Origin of the sequence: Microbacterium sp. Yaish 1 (genome assembly GCF_002245215.1) — a bacterium.
Lineage (GTDB): Bacteria > Actinomycetota > Actinomycetes > Actinomycetales > Microbacteriaceae > Microbacterium.
In genome coordinates this window covers 1444418-1460515 of record NZ_NPMR01000001.1, presented here as the reverse complement: position 1 = coordinate 1460515, position 16098 = coordinate 1444418, and the positions used below count along the sequence as shown (strand labels likewise).

General features: G+C 69.5%; 16 protein-coding genes. 10 read left to right on the top strand and 6 right to left on the bottom strand.

Annotation, left to right across the window (positions count from 1 at the left end):
- Nucleotides 1–2 precede the first annotated feature (2 nt).
- The 4 genes from CI089_RS06950 to CI089_RS06935 all read right to left on the bottom strand — a co-directional run bounded on the left by CI089_RS06950 (nucleotide 3) and on the right by CI089_RS06935 (nucleotide 6126).
- The gene (locus tag CI089_RS06950; protein ID WP_094260810.1) at nucleotides 3–1568 is read right to left on the bottom strand and encodes a Na+/H+ antiporter subunit D; all 1566 of its coding nucleotides are present in this window, start codon (nucleotides 1566–1568) and stop codon (nucleotides 3–5) included.
- Entirely contained in the window at nucleotides 1565–2086 is a 522-nt protein-coding gene (locus tag CI089_RS06945) for a Na(+)/H(+) antiporter subunit C (RefSeq protein ID WP_094260809.1), read from the bottom strand. The genes CI089_RS06950 and CI089_RS06945 overlap by 4 nt, the downstream gene beginning before the upstream one ends.
- Nucleotides 2083–4995, bottom strand: a complete 2913-nt coding sequence (locus tag CI089_RS06940; protein WP_094260808.1) for a Na+/H+ antiporter subunit A — start codon at nucleotides 4993–4995, stop codon at nucleotides 2083–2085. The genes CI089_RS06945 and CI089_RS06940 overlap by 4 nt, the downstream gene beginning before the upstream one ends.
- A 72-nt stretch (nucleotides 4996–5067) precedes the next feature.
- A complete protein-coding gene (locus CI089_RS06935; protein WP_094260807.1) occupies nucleotides 5068–6126 on the bottom strand; it encodes a LacI family DNA-binding transcriptional regulator in 1059 nt (352 codons plus the stop codon).
- A gap of 56 nt (nucleotides 6127–6182) precedes the next feature.
- On the opposite strand from CI089_RS06935, the gene CI089_RS06930 reads away from it, so the two are divergent.
- Together CI089_RS06930 and CI089_RS06925 are read left to right on the top strand one after the other, a co-directional pair.
- The gene (locus CI089_RS06930; RefSeq protein ID WP_094260806.1) at nucleotides 6183–7442 is read left to right on the top strand and encodes an MFS transporter; all 1260 of its coding nucleotides are present in this window, start codon (nucleotides 6183–6185) and stop codon (nucleotides 7440–7442) included.
- Between the two features lie 154 nt (nucleotides 7443–7596).
- Nucleotides 7597–7971 (top strand): HIT family protein, encoded by a 375-nt coding sequence (locus tag CI089_RS06925; RefSeq protein WP_094260805.1) that lies wholly within the window; start codon nucleotides 7597–7599, stop codon nucleotides 7969–7971.
- A 483-nt stretch (nucleotides 7972–8454) separates the two neighbouring features.
- Here the strand turns inward: CI089_RS06925 and CI089_RS16490 are convergent, their stop codons facing one another.
- A complete protein-coding gene (locus CI089_RS16490; RefSeq protein ID WP_218823022.1) occupies nucleotides 8455–9045 on the bottom strand; it encodes a TetR/AcrR family transcriptional regulator in 591 nt (196 codons plus the stop codon).
- Between the two features lie 64 nt (nucleotides 9046–9109).
- Between CI089_RS16490 and CI089_RS06915 the strand changes: the two genes are divergently transcribed.
- Genes CI089_RS06915 through CI089_RS06905 form a run of 3 tightly spaced genes read left to right on the top strand, consistent with a single transcriptional unit; the run spans nucleotide 9110 to nucleotide 10993 of the window.
- Nucleotides 9110–9832, top strand: coding sequence for a CPBP family intramembrane glutamic endopeptidase (locus CI089_RS06915; RefSeq protein ID WP_094260804.1), 723 nt, complete (start codon nucleotides 9110–9112; stop codon nucleotides 9830–9832).
- A gap of 26 nt (nucleotides 9833–9858) precedes the next feature.
- The gene (nucS, locus tag CI089_RS06910; protein ID WP_064955272.1) at nucleotides 9859–10557 is read left to right on the top strand and encodes an endonuclease NucS; all 699 of its coding nucleotides are present in this window, start codon (nucleotides 9859–9861) and stop codon (nucleotides 10555–10557) included.
- Nucleotides 10558–10609: 52 nt separating this feature from the next.
- A complete protein-coding gene (locus CI089_RS06905; RefSeq protein WP_094260803.1) occupies nucleotides 10610–10993 on the top strand; it encodes a hypothetical protein in 384 nt (127 codons plus the stop codon).
- 81 nt (nucleotides 10994–11074) lie between these two features.
- Here CI089_RS06905 and CI089_RS06900 read toward each other — a convergent pair whose 3' ends face one another.
- Complete coding sequence (locus CI089_RS06900; RefSeq protein ID WP_023953381.1) at nucleotides 11075–11947, bottom strand: aldo/keto reductase; 873 nt, start codon at nucleotides 11945–11947, stop codon at nucleotides 11075–11077.
- An 89-nt stretch (nucleotides 11948–12036) separates the two neighbouring features.
- On the opposite strand from CI089_RS06900, the gene CI089_RS06895 reads away from it, so the two are divergent.
- The 5 genes from CI089_RS06895 to CI089_RS06875 all read left to right on the top strand — a co-directional run bounded on the left by CI089_RS06895 (nucleotide 12037) and on the right by CI089_RS06875 (nucleotide 15917).
- A complete protein-coding gene (locus CI089_RS06895) occupies nucleotides 12037–12618 on the top strand; it encodes a TetR/AcrR family transcriptional regulator (RefSeq protein WP_179223257.1) in 582 nt (193 codons plus the stop codon).
- A 90-nt stretch (nucleotides 12619–12708) separates the two neighbouring features.
- Complete coding sequence (locus CI089_RS06890) at nucleotides 12709–13851, top strand: ABC transporter permease (protein ID WP_256977596.1); 1143 nt, start codon at nucleotides 12709–12711, stop codon at nucleotides 13849–13851.
- Nucleotides 13848–14570, top strand: coding sequence for an ABC transporter ATP-binding protein (locus tag CI089_RS06885; RefSeq protein WP_094260801.1), 723 nt, complete (start codon nucleotides 13848–13850; stop codon nucleotides 14568–14570). The genes CI089_RS06890 and CI089_RS06885 overlap by 4 nt, the downstream gene beginning before the upstream one ends.
- A 10-nt stretch (nucleotides 14571–14580) precedes the next feature.
- Entirely contained in the window at nucleotides 14581–15252 is a 672-nt protein-coding gene (locus CI089_RS06880) for an HAD hydrolase-like protein (protein WP_094260800.1), read from the top strand.
- Between the two features lie 173 nt (nucleotides 15253–15425).
- Nucleotides 15426–15917, top strand: a complete 492-nt coding sequence (locus CI089_RS06875; protein ID WP_094260799.1) for a GNAT family N-acetyltransferase — start codon at nucleotides 15426–15428, stop codon at nucleotides 15915–15917.
- Nucleotides 15918–16098 lie beyond the last annotated feature (181 nt).

Genomic DNA, 16098 nt, shown 5'->3' with positions numbered 1-16098 from the left:
CATCACTGCACCTCCTGCTCGAGCTGACTGATCGTGACCGGCTGCAGGAGCGATTCTCCGATGGCGGCGCACAGGTCGTACAGGGGCCCGGCGAAGACGGTCAGCGCCACGGTCACCGCGACCATTCCGGCCGTCGCGGTCGTCATGATGCGCGGGATGACGCGCTTCTCGGTCTGGACGTCGGCCCCCTCGGCATCCCCGAGGTAGGCGATACGCGAGTCGGTCTCGCTCTCACCCTCGCCGACCTCGTCCTTCTCGCGCCAGAACGAGAGGTTCCACGCACGCATCAGGGCGTAGAGGGTGAGCAGCGAGGTGATGATGCCCGCGACGATCAGCACGTACATGAGGGGGGTGCCCTCGTCGGCGGCCGCATCGAAGAGCGCGTACTTTCCGATGAAGCCCGAGAACGGCGGAAGCCCCCCGAGGTTGATCGCCGGGATGAAGTACAGCACCGCCAGCAGCGGCGCTGCCCGCATGAGGCCCTTCACCTTCAGGATCGAGGTCGACCCGGCCCGGCGTTCGACGAGACCGACCGCGAGGAAGAGGGTCGTCTGCACGACGATGTGATGGACGATGTAGTAGATCGTCGCCCCGACGGCCGCGGGCGTCGCGATCGCGAGGCCGAAGATCATGTAGCCGATGTGGCTCACCAGCGTGAACGACAGGATGCGTTTGAGCTCGGCCTGCGCGACGGCGCCGAGCACCCCGACGATCATCGTCGCCAGCGCCACGATCAGCAGCAGCGTGTTGACGCTGTTGTCCTGGAAGATCTCCGTCTCGGTGCGGATGATCGCGTACACGCCGACCTTCGTCAGCAGGCCCGCGAACACCGCGGTGACGGGCGCGGGAGCCGTCGGATACGAGTCGGGCAGCCAGAACGACAGCGGGAAGACCGCGGCCTTGATGCTGAACGCGAGCAGCAGCAGCAGGTGCAGCACGAGCTGCGTCTCCTGCGGCAGCTCCGTCATCCGCTGCGAGAGCTGCACCATGTTGACGGTGCCCAGCGCGCCGTAGATCGCGGCGATGGCGGAGAGGAACAGGATCGACGACACGAGCGAGACGACGATGTAGACGACGCCCGTGCGGATGCGCGACTCGGTCGAGCCGAGCGTGATGAGCACGTAGGACGCGACGAGCAGGATCTCGAACCCGACGTACAGGTTGAACAGATCGCCCGCGATGAAGGCGTTGAAGATGCCCGCCGAGAGGATGAGGTACGACGGGTGGAAGATCGAGACCGGCGTCTCGTCGTCACCGTCGGCGGCGCCCTGGCCGACCGAGAAGAGCAGAACCGCGAGCAGGACGACGCTCGAGACGACCACCAGCAAGGCGGCCAGCCGGTCGACGTAGAGCACGATGCCGAAGGGGATCGGCCACCCGCCCACCGAGACCGCGATCGGCACGCCGGTGGCGTTGATGACGTTCAGCAGCACCGCCGCGATCACGAGCGTCGCGGTGAGCGTGACGATCGAGACGCCGACCTGGATACGACGGCGGCGACCGAAGATCAGCGCGACCGCAGCCCCCAGCAGGGGCAGCGTCACGAGGAGGGGAACCAGGGCGCTCATCGGTCTCCTCCGGGGCGATCGGTGGGCGCATCGTCGCGCAGCGCGTCGAAGTCGCGCGAGTGCAGCACGGTGATGGGCGAGGTCTGGTCGCCGACGAAGTCTGTCGTGGCGTCGTCATCCTCATCGGTGATCTCCTGGTCCATGCCCTCGTCGTCCTCGGTGACCCGGCCGCGCACGGCGAGGTCGGCCTCGTCGTCCTCGACCGTGTCGGCCTGGCCGAGCTGCCAGGAGCGGTAGATGAGGGCCAGCAGGAACGCCGACACCGCGAAGGTGATGACGATCGCCGTGAGCGTCAGGGCCTGCGGCAGCGGGTCGCTGAACTCCGAGGGGTCGTCGGCGGAGCCGTAGAACGGGGCGACGCCGGGCGCGCCCATGACGACGAGGAGGAACAGGTTGGCCGCGTTGCCGAGCAGCAGGAACCCGATGAGCACGCGCGTCAGGCTGCGCTCGAGCATCGCGTAGACGCCGGCGGCGAACAGGACACCCATGACGATGATGAGGATCAGCGAGACGTTCATCGGGCGAGCTCCTCTCGCTCCTTGCGCTGGCGGTCGACTTCAGCGCCCAGCGAGCGGAGCACGTCGAGGACGAGTCCGATGACGACGAGATACACGCCGACGTCGAAGATCGTCGAGGTGACGAACTCGACATGGCCGAGGACCGGCAGCTCCGCCTCCCAGAAGGTGCTCGTGAGGGCCGGCGCGCCGAAGAAGAGGGGGACGACGGCCGTGCCGACGGCGAGCGCCATCCCGACGCCCAGCAGCCGCCCGGCATCCGTGGGAGCCGCGGCGCCGAGCTCGTACGGGCCGCCCGCGACGTAGCGCATGACGAGCGCCATCCCCGCGACGAGCCCGCCGGCGAAGCCGCCGCCGGGCAGGTTGTGGCCGGCGAAGAGCAGGTAGAGCGAGACGACGATGATCGTGTGGAACAGGATGCGGACGATCACCTCGAGCATGATCGAGCGCGTCTCGGGCCGGAGCTTCTGACCGCCCACGAGCCAGGCCTGCCGCGACGAGCCCGAGCCCGCACGGGGACGCGGCCCCTCCGCCGTCTCGACGAGCGGACGACGCGTACGGAGCGCTCCCGTCGGCAGCGACGAGATCGCGCGCGAGAGCGTGTCGGAACGGTGGGTGACGAAGACGAGCGACGCCACGCCCGTCGCCGCGAGGATGAGCACCGACAGCTCGCCCATCGTGTCCCAGCCGCGCAGGTCGACGAGGGTCACGTTGACGACGTTCTTGCCGTGACCGATCTCGTAGGCGAGGTCGGGGAACGCGGTCGAGATGGGCTCGGCGACACGGGCGCTGGTCGCGACGATCGCCACGAGAGCCATCGTCGCGCCGACGCCGATGCCCAGCAGCGCGCGCCCGATCGGCCAGACCGAGGCGTTGTGGTCACCCATCCGCGAGGGGATGCGGCGCAGCACCAGCGCGAAGGCGATGAGCGTCACGGTCTCGACGAGGATCTGCGTCAGCGCGAGGTCGGGCGCACCGGCCGACGCGAAGAGCGCGACCATGCCGAGCCCCGTGACCGACACGAGCACGACGCCCGTGTAACGCTTGCGGGCGCGCACGGCGATGATGCCCGCGATGATCATGATCGGCGCGACGAAGACCTGCATCGGCGAGTGCCACGCGGCGAGGTCTGCCTGCCAGCCGCCGTGCGCGATGAGCGCGGTGCCCTCGGCCGCGACGAACACGACGAAGATCGTTCCGACGTAGACGGGGAGCGATCCGCGCTGGGTCAGCGACGTCGTCCAGACCGAGGTCCGCGCGATCGCGCGGACCGTGCCGTTGTAGGCGTCCACCGCCGTGAAGGGAAGCCAGCGACGCTGCGTGCCGTCGCGCCGTCCGACGAACCAGAACAGCACGAGACCGGCGAGGATGCTGCCGATCGAGAGGAACAGCGCCGGCTCGAGTCCGTGCCACAGGGCCAGGTGGTACTCGTAGCCGTCGGCGCCGGCCACCTCGGGCATCGTGTCGGCGTAGCCGGAGAACGCGACGTCGAGCAGGGGCGCGGCGACACCGCCGACGATCGTCAGGCCGCTCAGCAGCACCGGCGCCGCGAGGAACCCGATGGGCGGGTCGGGCCACTCCGTGCGGGGCAGGGCCTGGCCGGCGGCATCCTTCTTCGCGAAGAACGCGCCCCACACGAAGCGTGCGCCGTAAGCGGTGGTCAGGAGCGAGCCGAGCACGATGCCGATCAGCGGTGCGAGGGCCTCGGGGGCGGTGCCGCCCTCGAGCAGCGACGAGAGCGCAGCCTCTTTCGCGACGAAGCCGACGGTGGGCGCCAGGCCGACCATCGACCCGATCGCGATGATCGAGAAGACCGCGAGCGTCGGCGCCTGCCGGCCCACCCCGGAGAGTTCACGGATGTCGCGAGTGGACAGCTGCCGGTCGATGACACCGACCACGAGGAACAGCGATGACTTGAAGAGCGCGTGTCCGACGAGCAGCGCCAGGCCCGCGAGAGCGGAGTTGCGCTCTCCGTAGCCCAGCACGACCGTCAGCATGCCGAGCTGGCTGACGGTGCCGAAGGCGAGGATGCGCTTGAGGTCGGATTCGCGGAGCGCCTGCAGCCCGCCGAGCAGCATCGTGAAGACGCCGAGTCCGATGACCATCGGGCGCCACGGGTCCTCGTGGGCGAAAGCCGGGGCGAGGCGGGCGATCAGGTAGATGCCCGCCTTCACCATCGCCGCCGCGTGGAGGTACGCGCTCACGGGCGTGGGTGCGGCCATCGCACCCGGAAGCCAGAAGTGGAAGGGGAAGATCGCCGACTTGCTCAGCGCGCCGACGAGGGTGAGCGCGATGGCGATGTTCAGCAGCGCGCCGTCGGGGGCCGGTGAGGCGACGATCGTGCTCAGGCTCGTCGTGCCGTAGAGGACGACGAGCATGACGACGCCGATGAGCATCACGAGTCCGCCGAGGGTCGTGACGAGCAGAGCCTGCAGGGCCGCGCGCCGGCTCGCGCCGCGCGCGTTGTAGAAGCCGATCAGGAGATAGGAGAGGACGCTCGTGATCTCCCAGAACATCACCAGCACGACGATGTCGTCGGTCAGGACGAGGCCGTACATGGCGCCGGCGAAGGCCAGCAGCACGGCGGAGAACTGCCCGACACCGACCTTCTTGCCGTCGAAGTACCAGCGGCAGTAGATCATCACGAGCGCGCCGACGCCCGTGACGATGAGCGTCATGATCCACGCGAGGGTGTCCATCCGCATCGACAGCGCGATGTCGAGCTGGGGGATCCAGGCGTATGACTCGAACGGAATGCCACCGCTCAGGATCTCAGGAGCGCGGCGGGCCGCATCGACGAATGCCGCGATGGGCAGCAGGGCTGCGACGAAGAATGCGCGGGCGCCGATCCGCTTGATCAACCACGGCAGAACCAACGGAAGAACCGCGAACGCACCGAGGAAGATCAGCAACAGGCCTCCTCTGGGCGTGGGGGGTCGTGTCATCCATCTTACCGACAGGATGACGGTCCTGCGCCCCGCGATCTAAGATTCGGCGGCGACCGGCGCCGTTGTGTTCCCGATGCGGAACGTACTGGTGAACCACTGCGAGTCGGGCGTGTCGCCGCCGAGCAGCGCGGCGACGGCCTCGCCGGCAGCGCGCCCCTTCTGCCACGCGGGCTGCACGAGGGTGGTCAGCTCGTACGGTGCGAGGCCGTCGACGACGATGCCGTCGAAGCCCGTGATGCTGACGTCGTCGGGCACCCGCAGACCGGCCTCCTCTGCGGCGCGAAGGACACCGACGGCCAGCAGATCGCTCTGGGCGACGATCGCCGTCGGGCGGGGACCGTCGCCGCCGAAGAGGGCGCGACCGACCGCGGCGCCGGCGTCGATCGAGCTGTCGACGGCGGCGTAGGCGGCGGCATCCGGGAAGACGTCGCGGAATCCGGCGAGCCGGTCGGCCACCACGTCGACCGACGCCGTGCTCTCGTCGTCGCGCGAGAGCCAGCCCGACTCCGATCCCCACCGCACCGGCATCGTGACCGCGACGACGTTCGTGTGCCCGAGGTCGCGCACGTGCTCGGCCGCCAGACGCTGAGCCTCACGGTTGTCGAGCGCGATGCGGGGCACCCCCTCTCCCCCGTCACCCTCGATGACGACGACCGGGATGCCGCGGGCGCGCACGCTCGCGAGATGATCGCGCAGCAGCGCGCTGCATCCGATCAGCACGGCGGCGTCGATGGGAGCCGTCATGAGCGTCGGCTCGCCCGCGACGACGCTGCCTTCGCGCAGCAGCAGCAGGCCGGCGCCGATGGGGGCGACCGCGTCGGCGAGCGCGTCCATCGTCGTGCGCATGACCGGGTCGCCGAAGACGCTGCCGAGCCGGCCGCCGCTGACCACCCCGATGATCCCGCTGCGTCCGCGCCGGAGCGACGCCGCGCGCGGGTCGGGTCCGAGGTATCCGAGCTCGGCGGCGGCCGCGAGGACCTTCGCGCGGGTCGCTTCGCTCACGGGAGTCTTGCCGCTGAAGACGACGGATGCCGTCGACGGCGAGACCCCGGCCGCATGCGCGACGTCCGAGATGGTGGGCCGACGTGCGTTCACGCCCCGATCGTACCTGGCCGTAGTGCAACATCGAATCGATTCGGTACGCTGACCCGGTGACCGATGTGCTCTCCCGTTCCGTCTACCTGCGCTGGCGCAACGCCGTCTTCGCGATCTTCGCCGCGAGCGGCCTGAGCATCGCCACCTGGGCCGCGCGCGTACCCACGATCAAAGAAGACCTCGGCATCGAGAACCGTGAGATCGGTCTGGCGCTGCTCGCGATGGGGATCGCCTCGATCCTCGGGCTCTCGGCCAGCTCGGTCATCATCGCCCGGCTCGGCACCCGCACCGGCATGTTCGGCGTGCTGATCACCCTGTCGATCGGCCTCGCGATCCTCGGACTCGGCAGCGGCTTCTTCCACTCCTACGCGATGCTCATCGTCGGGCTCGCGCTCTTCGGGTTCGGCAACGGGTGCCTCGACGTCATGATGAACGTCGACGGCGCGGCCATCGAGACGCAGTCGGGCAAGACGATCCTCCCGCTGTTCCACGCCTTCTTCAGCTTCGGAACCGTGATCGGCGCCGGGCTCGGCGCCATCGCCGCGGGCCTGCGCATCGGCGTCGCCATCCATGCCGTCACCATCGCCGCGCTCATCGTCGTCTTGGCGATCGTCGCGATCGCGAACGTCCCCCGCCGGGCGGTCACGGATGCCGTCGCCGCCGATTCCGCGGGGCCGGAAGCGGCGCCTGGCGACTCCCCCGCGCGCGGGTGGCGTCAGCGACTCGCGGTCTCGCTGTCGGCCTGGCGCGAGCCGCGGACCTACACGCTCGGCATCATCATGCTCGGCATGGCCTTCGCCGAGGGCGGTGCGAACGACTGGCTGGCGCTCGGCGTGGTCGAGCACGAGGGCGGAACCGCCGCCATCGGCGCCGCGGCCCTCACCGTCTTCAGCGTGTCGATGACCGTCGTTCGCGTCTTCGGCGGACCCCTCGTCGACCGCTTCGGCCGCGTCGCGACGCTGCGCGTGCTCGCGGTCGCCGCGACAGCCGGCATCCTGCTGTTCATCCTCGCCCCGAACCTGCCGCTCGTCTTCGTCGGCGCGGCACTGTGGGGCATCGGGGCGTCGCTCGGCTTCCCGCTCGGGATGTCCGCCGCCGCCGACGACCCCGCCCGCGCAGCCGCGCGCGTGAGCGCCGCCGCCACGATCGGCTACGTCGCGTTCCTGTGCGGACCGCCGATCCTCGGGTTCATCAGCGACCACATCGGCCTGCTGCCGACACTGTTCATCCTCGTGGTGCTGGTGGCGGCATCCGGTCTCGCCTCGTCGGCCGCGAAACCGCTGCCCGGGGCCAAGGTCGGCGCCGGCCGCCACTGACCCGTCCCGCGCTCTCACGCGGCGAGGTCCCGCTTGGGCCGGGTACCCCGCCGCCTTTCCCGGCCGAACTGGGACCTCGGTTGATGCCGGGCAGCCGGGTGGGCTGGGCTGGGCTGGGCTGACAGCTTCACCGCCGATCCGGTTGAGTGGACGGATGACGTCGCTCTCGGTGTTCGAGATGGTGCCCGTGGCGGACCGAGTCGCCGAGGCCGATCTCGTCTTCGCGCTCCGCGATGCGAATCCGGTGTCGCCCGGGCACACGCTGGTCATCCCGAAGCGGCGGATCGCGAGCTGGTTCGACGCGACCGGGGACGAGCTCCGCGAAGCGACGCGCCTCATCACCCTGATCAAGACGCAGCTCGACGAGAGTCACCGCCCGGATGGGTACAACGTCGGGTTCAACGACGGCGTCGCCGCCGGACAGACGGTCTTCCACGCCCACATCCACGTGATTCCGCGCTTCGCCGGCGACGTCGCGGATCCGCGGGGCGGGGTGCGGCACGCCGTGATCGGCAAGGGGCACTACTGACCGGTCCCGTTGGGCCGTGCCGTCTACAGGCTCAGCCGGGTCTGCGCCCGGATTGCGGCGCCACAACAGCCGCTCAGCCTGTCGACGGCACAGCGGATCCGGAAGCGACGAGGCTCGCAGGTTGCGCGAGCGGAGCCAACCCTGTCCCGTGTACAGGCTCAACCGCGGCTGTGGCCGGCCTGCGGCCCCCTCGCATCCACTGAGCCTGGTGACGGCACCGCTGATGCCCGCGCTCCGAGGCTCACGGGGTGCCGGCGCGGCACACCCGGGCGGACGCCCGAGCCCCCCTGCCATATGGCGACGCGGGCCGCCTGAGGAGCTGCGCCGTCCCGTCGACAGACTCAACCGTGCTCAATGGCCGCCAGTGGGGCTTCAACGGCAGTTGAGCCTGACGACGGGACAACCGGCGGTCGACGACACACCCAGCCACGACGGGACAGCCCACGCAGGACGGCACAACCCGCGGATGCGGGCGCGGCCAGCTCACGACTTGGGCGGCCGCACCCCCATGCCGCGAAGCAGAACGCGCACCGCGTCGACGAGGGAGCCAGCCGGGACGGGCGCGGCGAGCGCGTCGGCTGCTGCACCATCCAGCAGCCAGCGGATCGCGCGAGCCTGGCCGGCGCACCTCGCCGGGTCGGCGTCGAACGCCAGGGCGAGATGCCGCCTGAGGAAGTCGTCGATCGCCGCGGTCTCGGCGGCGAGCGCGTCGCGGACGGGCTCGAGCCGTTCGACGTCGCCGATCGCCCGGACGAGCCCGGGGTACAGCTCGTCGGCGAGTTCCCCCTCGACCTGCGCGGCATAAGCCAGAACGGCATCCGCGCCTGCGGCTCTTCCGGTGATCTCCGCGAGCGCTCGAGCCGTCTCCGCACGCCCCAGCTCCAGCACTCCAACGAGGAGGTCGAGCTTCGTCGGGAAGTAGTGGAACAGTGTGCCCGACGACACTCCGGCGCGACGGTAGATCGACGCAGTGGTGGCGGCCGCGTATCCGGATGCCGCGAACTGGGCGGCCGCAGCATCCAAGATCACCCCACGCCGCTCTTCGAAGCGTTCGGGGTCGCGGCGGCGTGGCACGGGAGCCACGATAGCCTTCCGATCGTTACTAGAGCACACACTCTAGAGCAGCTAGTCTGCATTCGTGGAACCGGAATCGAACTCCGTCGCGGCACCGCGATCGCAACGCACGCGCGCCCGCGCACGCGCGTGGGTCACCGCGCTCGTGGGCATCGGGCTCGCGTGGTCGCCGATGTGGCTGCCGCCCATCCTCCGCACCGCCGGAGCCGACCCGCGTCCCTTGCTCGCGGCGATCGGGCTCGCGGGACCGGCGGCCTCGATCTTCTGGAACTTGCTCGCGACGGCGCTCGTCCTTGCGTGGGTCTTCGGTGTCGAGCGGAGCCGGCTCACGTCGATCCGCATCGTTCGGCCGACAGGAAAAGACCTCGAGTGGGCACTCATCCTCTTCGGCGGTGCGATGACCTGGAGCTGGCTCGCGCAGCTCATCCGTCCGCAGGCGGCGCCCGACTCGGGCTCGGCGACCATCGCCGCCCTCCCCGTCCTGACCGTCGTCGCGATGATCCTGAGCGCCGCGATCTGCGAAGAGATCCTGTTCCGCGGCTATCCGCTGGAACGGTTGACCCAGCTCACCGGGCGACGCTGGGTCGCCGTCGCCACGACGCTTCCGTTCTTCGTCGTGCCACATCTGTTCACCTTCGGAATCGAGTGGCTGCTCTCCCACGCGAGCGGAACCGTGGCGATCTACGCGCTGTACCTCTGGCGCCGCAACCTCGTCGCCTGCATGGTGCTTCACGCCGCCGTGAACGCACCGATCCTCATCCCGACCGTCGCCGCGCATCTGCGATGAGCGCGCCGAGCGCTTAGGCTCGACGGGTGCGTCTGGTCATCGCCCGCTGCTCCGTCCAGTACACGGGGCGCCTCAATGCTCACCTTCCGCTGGCTACTCGGCTGCTGGTGCACAAAGGCGACGGCAGCCTGCTCGTGCACTCCGACGGCGGGTCGTACAAGCCCCTGAACTGGATGAGCCCGCCGTGCACGCTCACCGTCGAGACGCCGGAGGACGATCCGGATGTCGAGGAGCAGGTCGTCGAGCAGTGGCGGGTGACCCACGCGAAGTCGGGCGACACCCTCGTCGTGCGCATCTACGAGATGATCCACGACTCGTCGCACGAGCTCGGCGTCGACCCCGGTCTGATCAAGGACGGCGTCGAGGCCGATCTGCAGCGCCTGCTCGCCGAGCAGGTCGAGGTCATCGGTGAAGACCTGACGCTGGTCCGCCGCGAGTTCCCGACCGCGATCGGACCGGTCGACCTGCTGCTGCGCGACCCCGCGGGCGGAACGATTGCCGTCGAGGTCAAGCGCCGCGGCGACATCGACGGCGTCGAGCAGCTCACGCGCTACCTCGAGCTGCTCGGCCGCGACCCGCACCTCGCGCCCGTGTCGGGCGTGTTCGCGGCGCAGGAGATCAAGCCGCAGGCGAAGGTGCTCGCCACCGACCGCGGCATCCGCTGCGTCACGCTCGACTACGACGCCATGAAGGGCATCGAGTCGGGCGCACCGCGCCTGTTCTGATCCGTCCGCGCCGCGGACCCACCGCTTCGCTCGCGCCGCCTAGGCTTCGCGCATGGAAGACGCATCCGACACGGTCGAGGAGTTCCGCCGGCAGGAGCTGCGTTTCGAGAGCGAGCTCAATGGGATCGTGGAGTACGGGTGCGACCTCTTTCGGGGCGAAGCGCGTGAACTCGGGATCTGGCTGAGTGGACGGGATCGCGTGGACATCGACCAGCGTGTGGCTCCACTCGTCGAGGACGTGCTGCGCCGTCTCCCGGCGCTCGTCGCCCTCATCGGCCCGCGTCCACCGTCCGAGCTCGCCTCCATCGCGGTCTCGCCGGGTCGTGCCGCGCTGACGTTCTGGGAGGACGGCGTCAACAACGAGTTCACCGCCGTGTTCCTCGACCTCGGCGCGGATGCCGCGCAGCGGTGGTCTTTCGTCGGCTTCGACACCTGATCTGCGCCGACGCTTGATCCCGCGCCGATGACGAAGGCGCACCCGGCCGGTATCGGTCCGGATGCGCCTCGCGCCATTCCGTCAGGAACCGAGCTTCGACAGCTCCTCGAATTCGTCGTCGGTGAGCTCGATCTCCGCGCCGCGGAGGTTGTCTTCGAGGTGCGCGACGCTCGAGGTGCCGGGAATCGGCAGCATCACCGGCGAGCGCTTGAGCAGCCAGGCGAGCGCGATCTGGGCCGGGGATGCCTGCTTGCGCTCGGCGAGCTCGCTGAGCGGCGAGTCGGCACCGGTCAGGCCGCCGGTCGCGAGCGGGAACCACGGGATGAAGCCGATGCCCTGCTCCGTCGACCAGTCGAGCAGCTCCTCGGCATCCCGCTTCTGCAGGTTGTAGAGGTTCTGCACCGAGACGATCGTCGCGATCTGCTGCGCGGCCTTCACCTCATCGACGGTGACCTCGGAGAGTCCGATGTGACGGATCTTGCCCTCGTCCTGGAGCTTCTTCAGCTCGCCGACCTGGTCTTCGAGGGGAACCTGCGGGTCGATGCGGTGGAGCTGGAAGAGGTCGATGCGGTCGAGACCGAGGCGGCGGAGGCTCATCTCGGCCTCCTGACGCAGGTACTCCGGGCGCCCGAGCGGCGGCCACTCGTTGGGTCCGGTACGCGTGAGTCCGGCCTTCGTCGCGATCACGACGTCGTCGCCGTAGGGGTGCAGCGCCTCCTTGAGGAGCTCCTCGGCGACGTAGGGGCCGTACGAGTCGGCGGTGTCGAAGAAGTTGACGCCGAGCTCGACGGCGCGCTTGAGCACGCGGATCGCCTCGTCGTGATCCTTCGGCGGACCCCAGACGCCGGGGCCGGTGAGCTGCATCGTGCCGTAGCCGAGGCGGTTGACCTCGAGGTCGCCGCCGATGCGGAAGGTGCCCGAAGCGTGGGCTGAGGACGTGCTGGATGTCGTCATGAGGATGTCAGCGCGCGGGAGCCGCGAGACATTCCCGCCACCCGCATAGCTACCCGGCGGGTCTCATAGGCGAGAACCATAATGGGGCGGTGCCGAAGATCACCGCTGCGACCGTCGCAGAACACCGCGTCGCTCAACACGGAGCCCTCCTCGCCTCGGCGAAGGCGATCATCGCCGAGGCCGGGGTCGCCGCCATCACCCCCCGTTCGGTGTGCGAGCGGGCGGGCCTGTCCCGGTCGAGCTTCTACGAGTACTTCCCGTCGAAGGACGACCTCCTCGCCGCGATCGCGATGCAGGCGTTCGAGGAGTGGGGTGCGGAGCTCGAGGCCGCGATGGATGCCGCAGCCCCCGGCCGCGCTCGCCTGCACGCGTACGTGACAGCGACGATCCGGATGACGGCCGACGGCAAGCACACGCTCGCCACGGGGCTTCAGCAGACCGACATCTCACCGAAGAACGTCGAGGCGATCATGGCGATGCACGACGCCCTGACGGCGCCGTTGCGTCACCTTCTCGAGGAGCTGGGAATCCCGGATGCCGCAACCCGTGCGGCGCTCGTTCAGGGCGTCATCACCGCCGGCATGCAGCTCGTGGAGCACGGGGTCGACCCCGATGACGTGACCGCGGGAGTCATCGGGGTTCTCGACAGGGGCGTGCACAGCGAAATTTGACCTCGTCCAAAGTTAGTGACACACTGTCAGGAAGATGCCGACATTGTGTCGGCTCAGTGGTGCCCGCCACCTTGCTCCTTTTAGGACGTGATGATGTTCCTCGCTGTGCGCGAACTGCGGTTCGCCCGAGGCCGGTTCACACTGATGGGTGTCGTGATCGCTCTGATCGCCGTGCTCGTCGTGCTGCTCTCGGGCCTCTCTTCCGGTCTTGTGAACGACGGAGTCTCGGGACTCAAGTCGATGCGCGCCACCGCCTTCGCCTTCGACGAAGGCACGATCACCGATAACGCCTTCAGCCGCTCGCTCGTCGACGGCGAGCAGCTCGCCACCTGGCGCGACGCCGACGAGGTCGCCGAGGCCGAGCCCATGGGCGTGAGCATCGTCAATGGGACGATCGGTGACGACGAGCAGATCGACCTCACCCTGTTCGGGATCGAGCCCGGCGGCTTCCTCGACCCCTCCGTCTCCAGCGGCACCTCTGTGGGCGATGACCTCGCCGGCATCGTCGTCTCCGAGCCGCTGGCTGGCGAGGGCGTCGAGATCGGCACCGTGATCACGCTCGACCGCATCGGCCTCGAGCTCACCGTCGTCGGCTTCACCGAGGGCCAGGCGACCTTCGGCCACGTCGACGTCGCCTACCTCCCGATCGACACCTGGCGTCTGATCGCGTCGAACACCGCTCAGCCCGGAGCCCCGACGGCCGACCAGATCGCGACTCTCGATTACGACTACTCCAGCGTGGTCGCGGTCGAAGCGCCCGCCGAAACGGACCTCGCGGTCATCGACGAAGCGGCCGGCACGATGTCGATGTCGCGCACCGAGTCGTTCAACGCCTCGCCCGGCTACGAGGCCGAGACGCTCACGCTGATGATGATCCAGGTCTTCCTCTACGCCATCTGCGCGCTCGTCGTCGGCGCGTTCTTCACCGTCTGGACGATCCAGCGCACCGGTGAGATCGCCATCCTCCGCGCCGTCGGCGCCTCCCGCGCCTATCTGCTGCGCGACAGCATGGCCCAGGCCGCGATCCTCCTCGTCGGGTTCACGGCGATCGGTATCGGCACCGGCGTCGGGCTTGGCGCCCTCATGCCCGACGCGATGCCCTTCAACCTCGAGGCCGGACCGATCGCGATCGCCAGCGTGCTCACGATCACCCTCGGACTCGTCGGCGCCGCCGCGGCGGTGCTCCGGATCTCCCGCGTCGACCCCCTCACCGCCCTCGGAGGACAGCGATGACCACCCCCACTCGCACCCGCACCGCCGCTGACACACGCACCGCCGCCCTCGACATCCGCGACGTCACCCTCGAGCGTGGAGACGGCGACACCCGCATCCGCGCTCTCGACAATGTCTCGCTGACGGTCGCCCCCGGTGAGATCGTGGCGATCGTCGGACCGTCCGGCTCGGGCAAGTCGTCACTGCTCGCGGTGGCCGGCGCTCTGACGACCGCCGACTCCGGCACCGTGCAGGTCAACGGCACCGATCTCGGGCGTCTGGGAAGCAACGCCGCCGCGCGGTTCCGCCGCGACAACATCGGGTTCGTGTTCCAGTCGGGCAATCTGATCCCGGCCCTCTCCGCGGCCGATCAGCTCCGCCTTGCCGGACGGATCGCCCGCAACGCGTCGGTCGACCCCGCGCCACTCCTCGACGCGGTGGGAATGAGCCACCGGGCGAACCACCGGCCCGGTCAGCTCTCCGGCGGCGAGCGCCAGCGGGTCGGCATCGCCCGCGCCCTCGTCAACTCACCGGCACTTCTGCTCGTAGATGAACCGACCGCGGCCCTCGACCGTGCCCGCAGCCACGAGGTCGTGCAGCTCCTCGCCGATCAGGCGCACCGCGCCGATGTTGCCGTCGTCATGGTGACCCACGACCACGACGTGCTCGAACACTGTGACCGCGTGCTGGAGATGGTGGACGGCACCCTCGCGCCGTACTCCGCGTCATCGCGCACATAGGGTGGGACCTATGACCCGATCGCCGTTCTCCTGCGTGCTGTGGGACATCGACGGCACAGTCGTCGATGCGTCCGAAGGCATCCTCCGCCGCCTCACCATCACGCTCGAGCACTTCGGCCACCCCGCGCCGACGCGCGAGGAGCTCATCCACTGGATCGGCCCGCCGATGCACGAGTCGTTCCAGACGAACCTCGGGATGACGCCCGAGAAGGCCACCGAGGCGGTCTCGTTCTACCGCGTGCTCGGCAAGGCCGACGGCTACACGACCGGTGCACGTCTCTACCCCGGCGTCGCCGACCTCATGGTCGAGCTGAATGAGGCGGGCGTGCCGCAGTCGACGGCGAGCTCGAAGCCCGAGATCCAGGTGCGCGCACTCATGGAGCACTTCGGCCTCGCACCGCGGCTGCGCGAGATCGTCGGAGCCACGAGCGACGAGAAGACGCTGAGCTCGAAGTCGGACATCGTGGCCGAAGCTCTCCGGCGTCTGACCGCCGATGGTGTCGACGTGTCGCGACCCGTTCTCATCGGAGATCGCCACCACGACGTCGAGGGCGGCGCTGCGAACGGCGTCCCCGTCATCTTCGTGTCGTGGGGCTTCAGCACCCCCGACGAGGCGAACGGCGCGATCGCCGTGGCATCCGACATCGACGAGCTGCGTACGCAGCTGCTTCCTGCCGGCTGAGCGTCGAGGCACTCCCCATTCGACGCCCGGGCTGCGTGCCAGAAATGCAGCGCCCGGGCGTCGACGGATCCCCCCGGATACGTCACGCGATGCGTGACGGGATAAGCGTACTGATCTTCGCCGCGCACCGATACCCATAAATGAGACGGATTTCATCCGCGTAGCGTGCCGGTGTGACTCACGTGGATCTCCGCCCCTTCGACGATGACGACGCGGATGCCGTCTTCGAGATGATGCGCGACCCGGATGCGGTCGCGCAGGCCGCGTTCACCGCCGACGACCCCTCCGACCGGGCAGCGTTCGACGCGTGGCTCGAGCGCCACCGCGCCGACGACCGGGTCTCGATGTTCGTCGTGACCGACGACGGCGGCTTCGCCGGCACCGCCGCGGCCTTCACCGTGGACGGCGACCGCGAGGTCACCTTCTGGATCACCCGCCATGCGCAGGGTCGCGGTGTCGCCTCCGCCGCCCTGCGACTGCTGGTCGCCCGCGAGGCGGAGCGCCCGCTCTACGCGCGGGTCGCCGCCGACAACGCGGCATCCATCGCCGTCCTCACCAAGAACGGCTTCAGTGAGATCCGCCGGCAGCGCGCCTACGCCCCCGCCCGCGGCGAGGAGATCGACGAGCTCGTGTTCGCCCTGCCGCCCACGCTCGACGGGATCTGACGCGACAGCTCGAAATCGGCGCGCAGGCAGGACCCGAAACTGAGACGGCGAGCGTTCCCTGCGGGCGCTGACATCGCCCCCGGAGGCCAGCGGGAGCCACCACCATCGCGCCCGTCGCTGCTTGGTGAGCCGTCCCTGATAGGCAGCTCCCCGACAGTGAGCTCTAGCGCCGGCCACCAGG

Coding starts and splice junctions, on each gene's coding strand:
- CI089_RS06950 (WP_094260810.1), bottom strand. CDS start 1,568: ATGAGCGCCCTGGTTCCCCTCCTCGTGACGCTGCCCCTGCTGGGGGCT.
- CI089_RS06945 (WP_094260809.1), bottom strand. CDS start 2,086: ATGAACGTCTCGCTGATCCTCATCATCGTCATGGGTGTCCTGTTCGCC.
- CI089_RS06925 (WP_094260805.1), top strand. CDS start 7,597: ATGACGTCGCTCTCGGTGTTCGAGATGGTGCCCGTGGCGGACCGAGTC.
- CI089_RS06905 (WP_094260803.1), top strand. CDS start 10,610: ATGGAAGACGCATCCGACACGGTCGAGGAGTTCCGCCGGCAGGAGCTG.
- CI089_RS06900 (WP_023953381.1), bottom strand. CDS start 11,947: ATGACGACATCCAGCACGTCCTCAGCCCACGCTTCGGGCACCTTCCGC.
- CI089_RS06890 (WP_256977596.1), top strand. CDS start 12,709: ATGATGTTCCTCGCTGTGCGCGAACTGCGGTTCGCCCGAGGCCGGTTC.
- CI089_RS06885 (WP_094260801.1), top strand. CDS start 13,848: ATGACCACCCCCACTCGCACCCGCACCGCCGCTGACACACGCACCGCC.
- CI089_RS06880 (WP_094260800.1), top strand. CDS start 14,581: ATGACCCGATCGCCGTTCTCCTGCGTGCTGTGGGACATCGACGGCACA.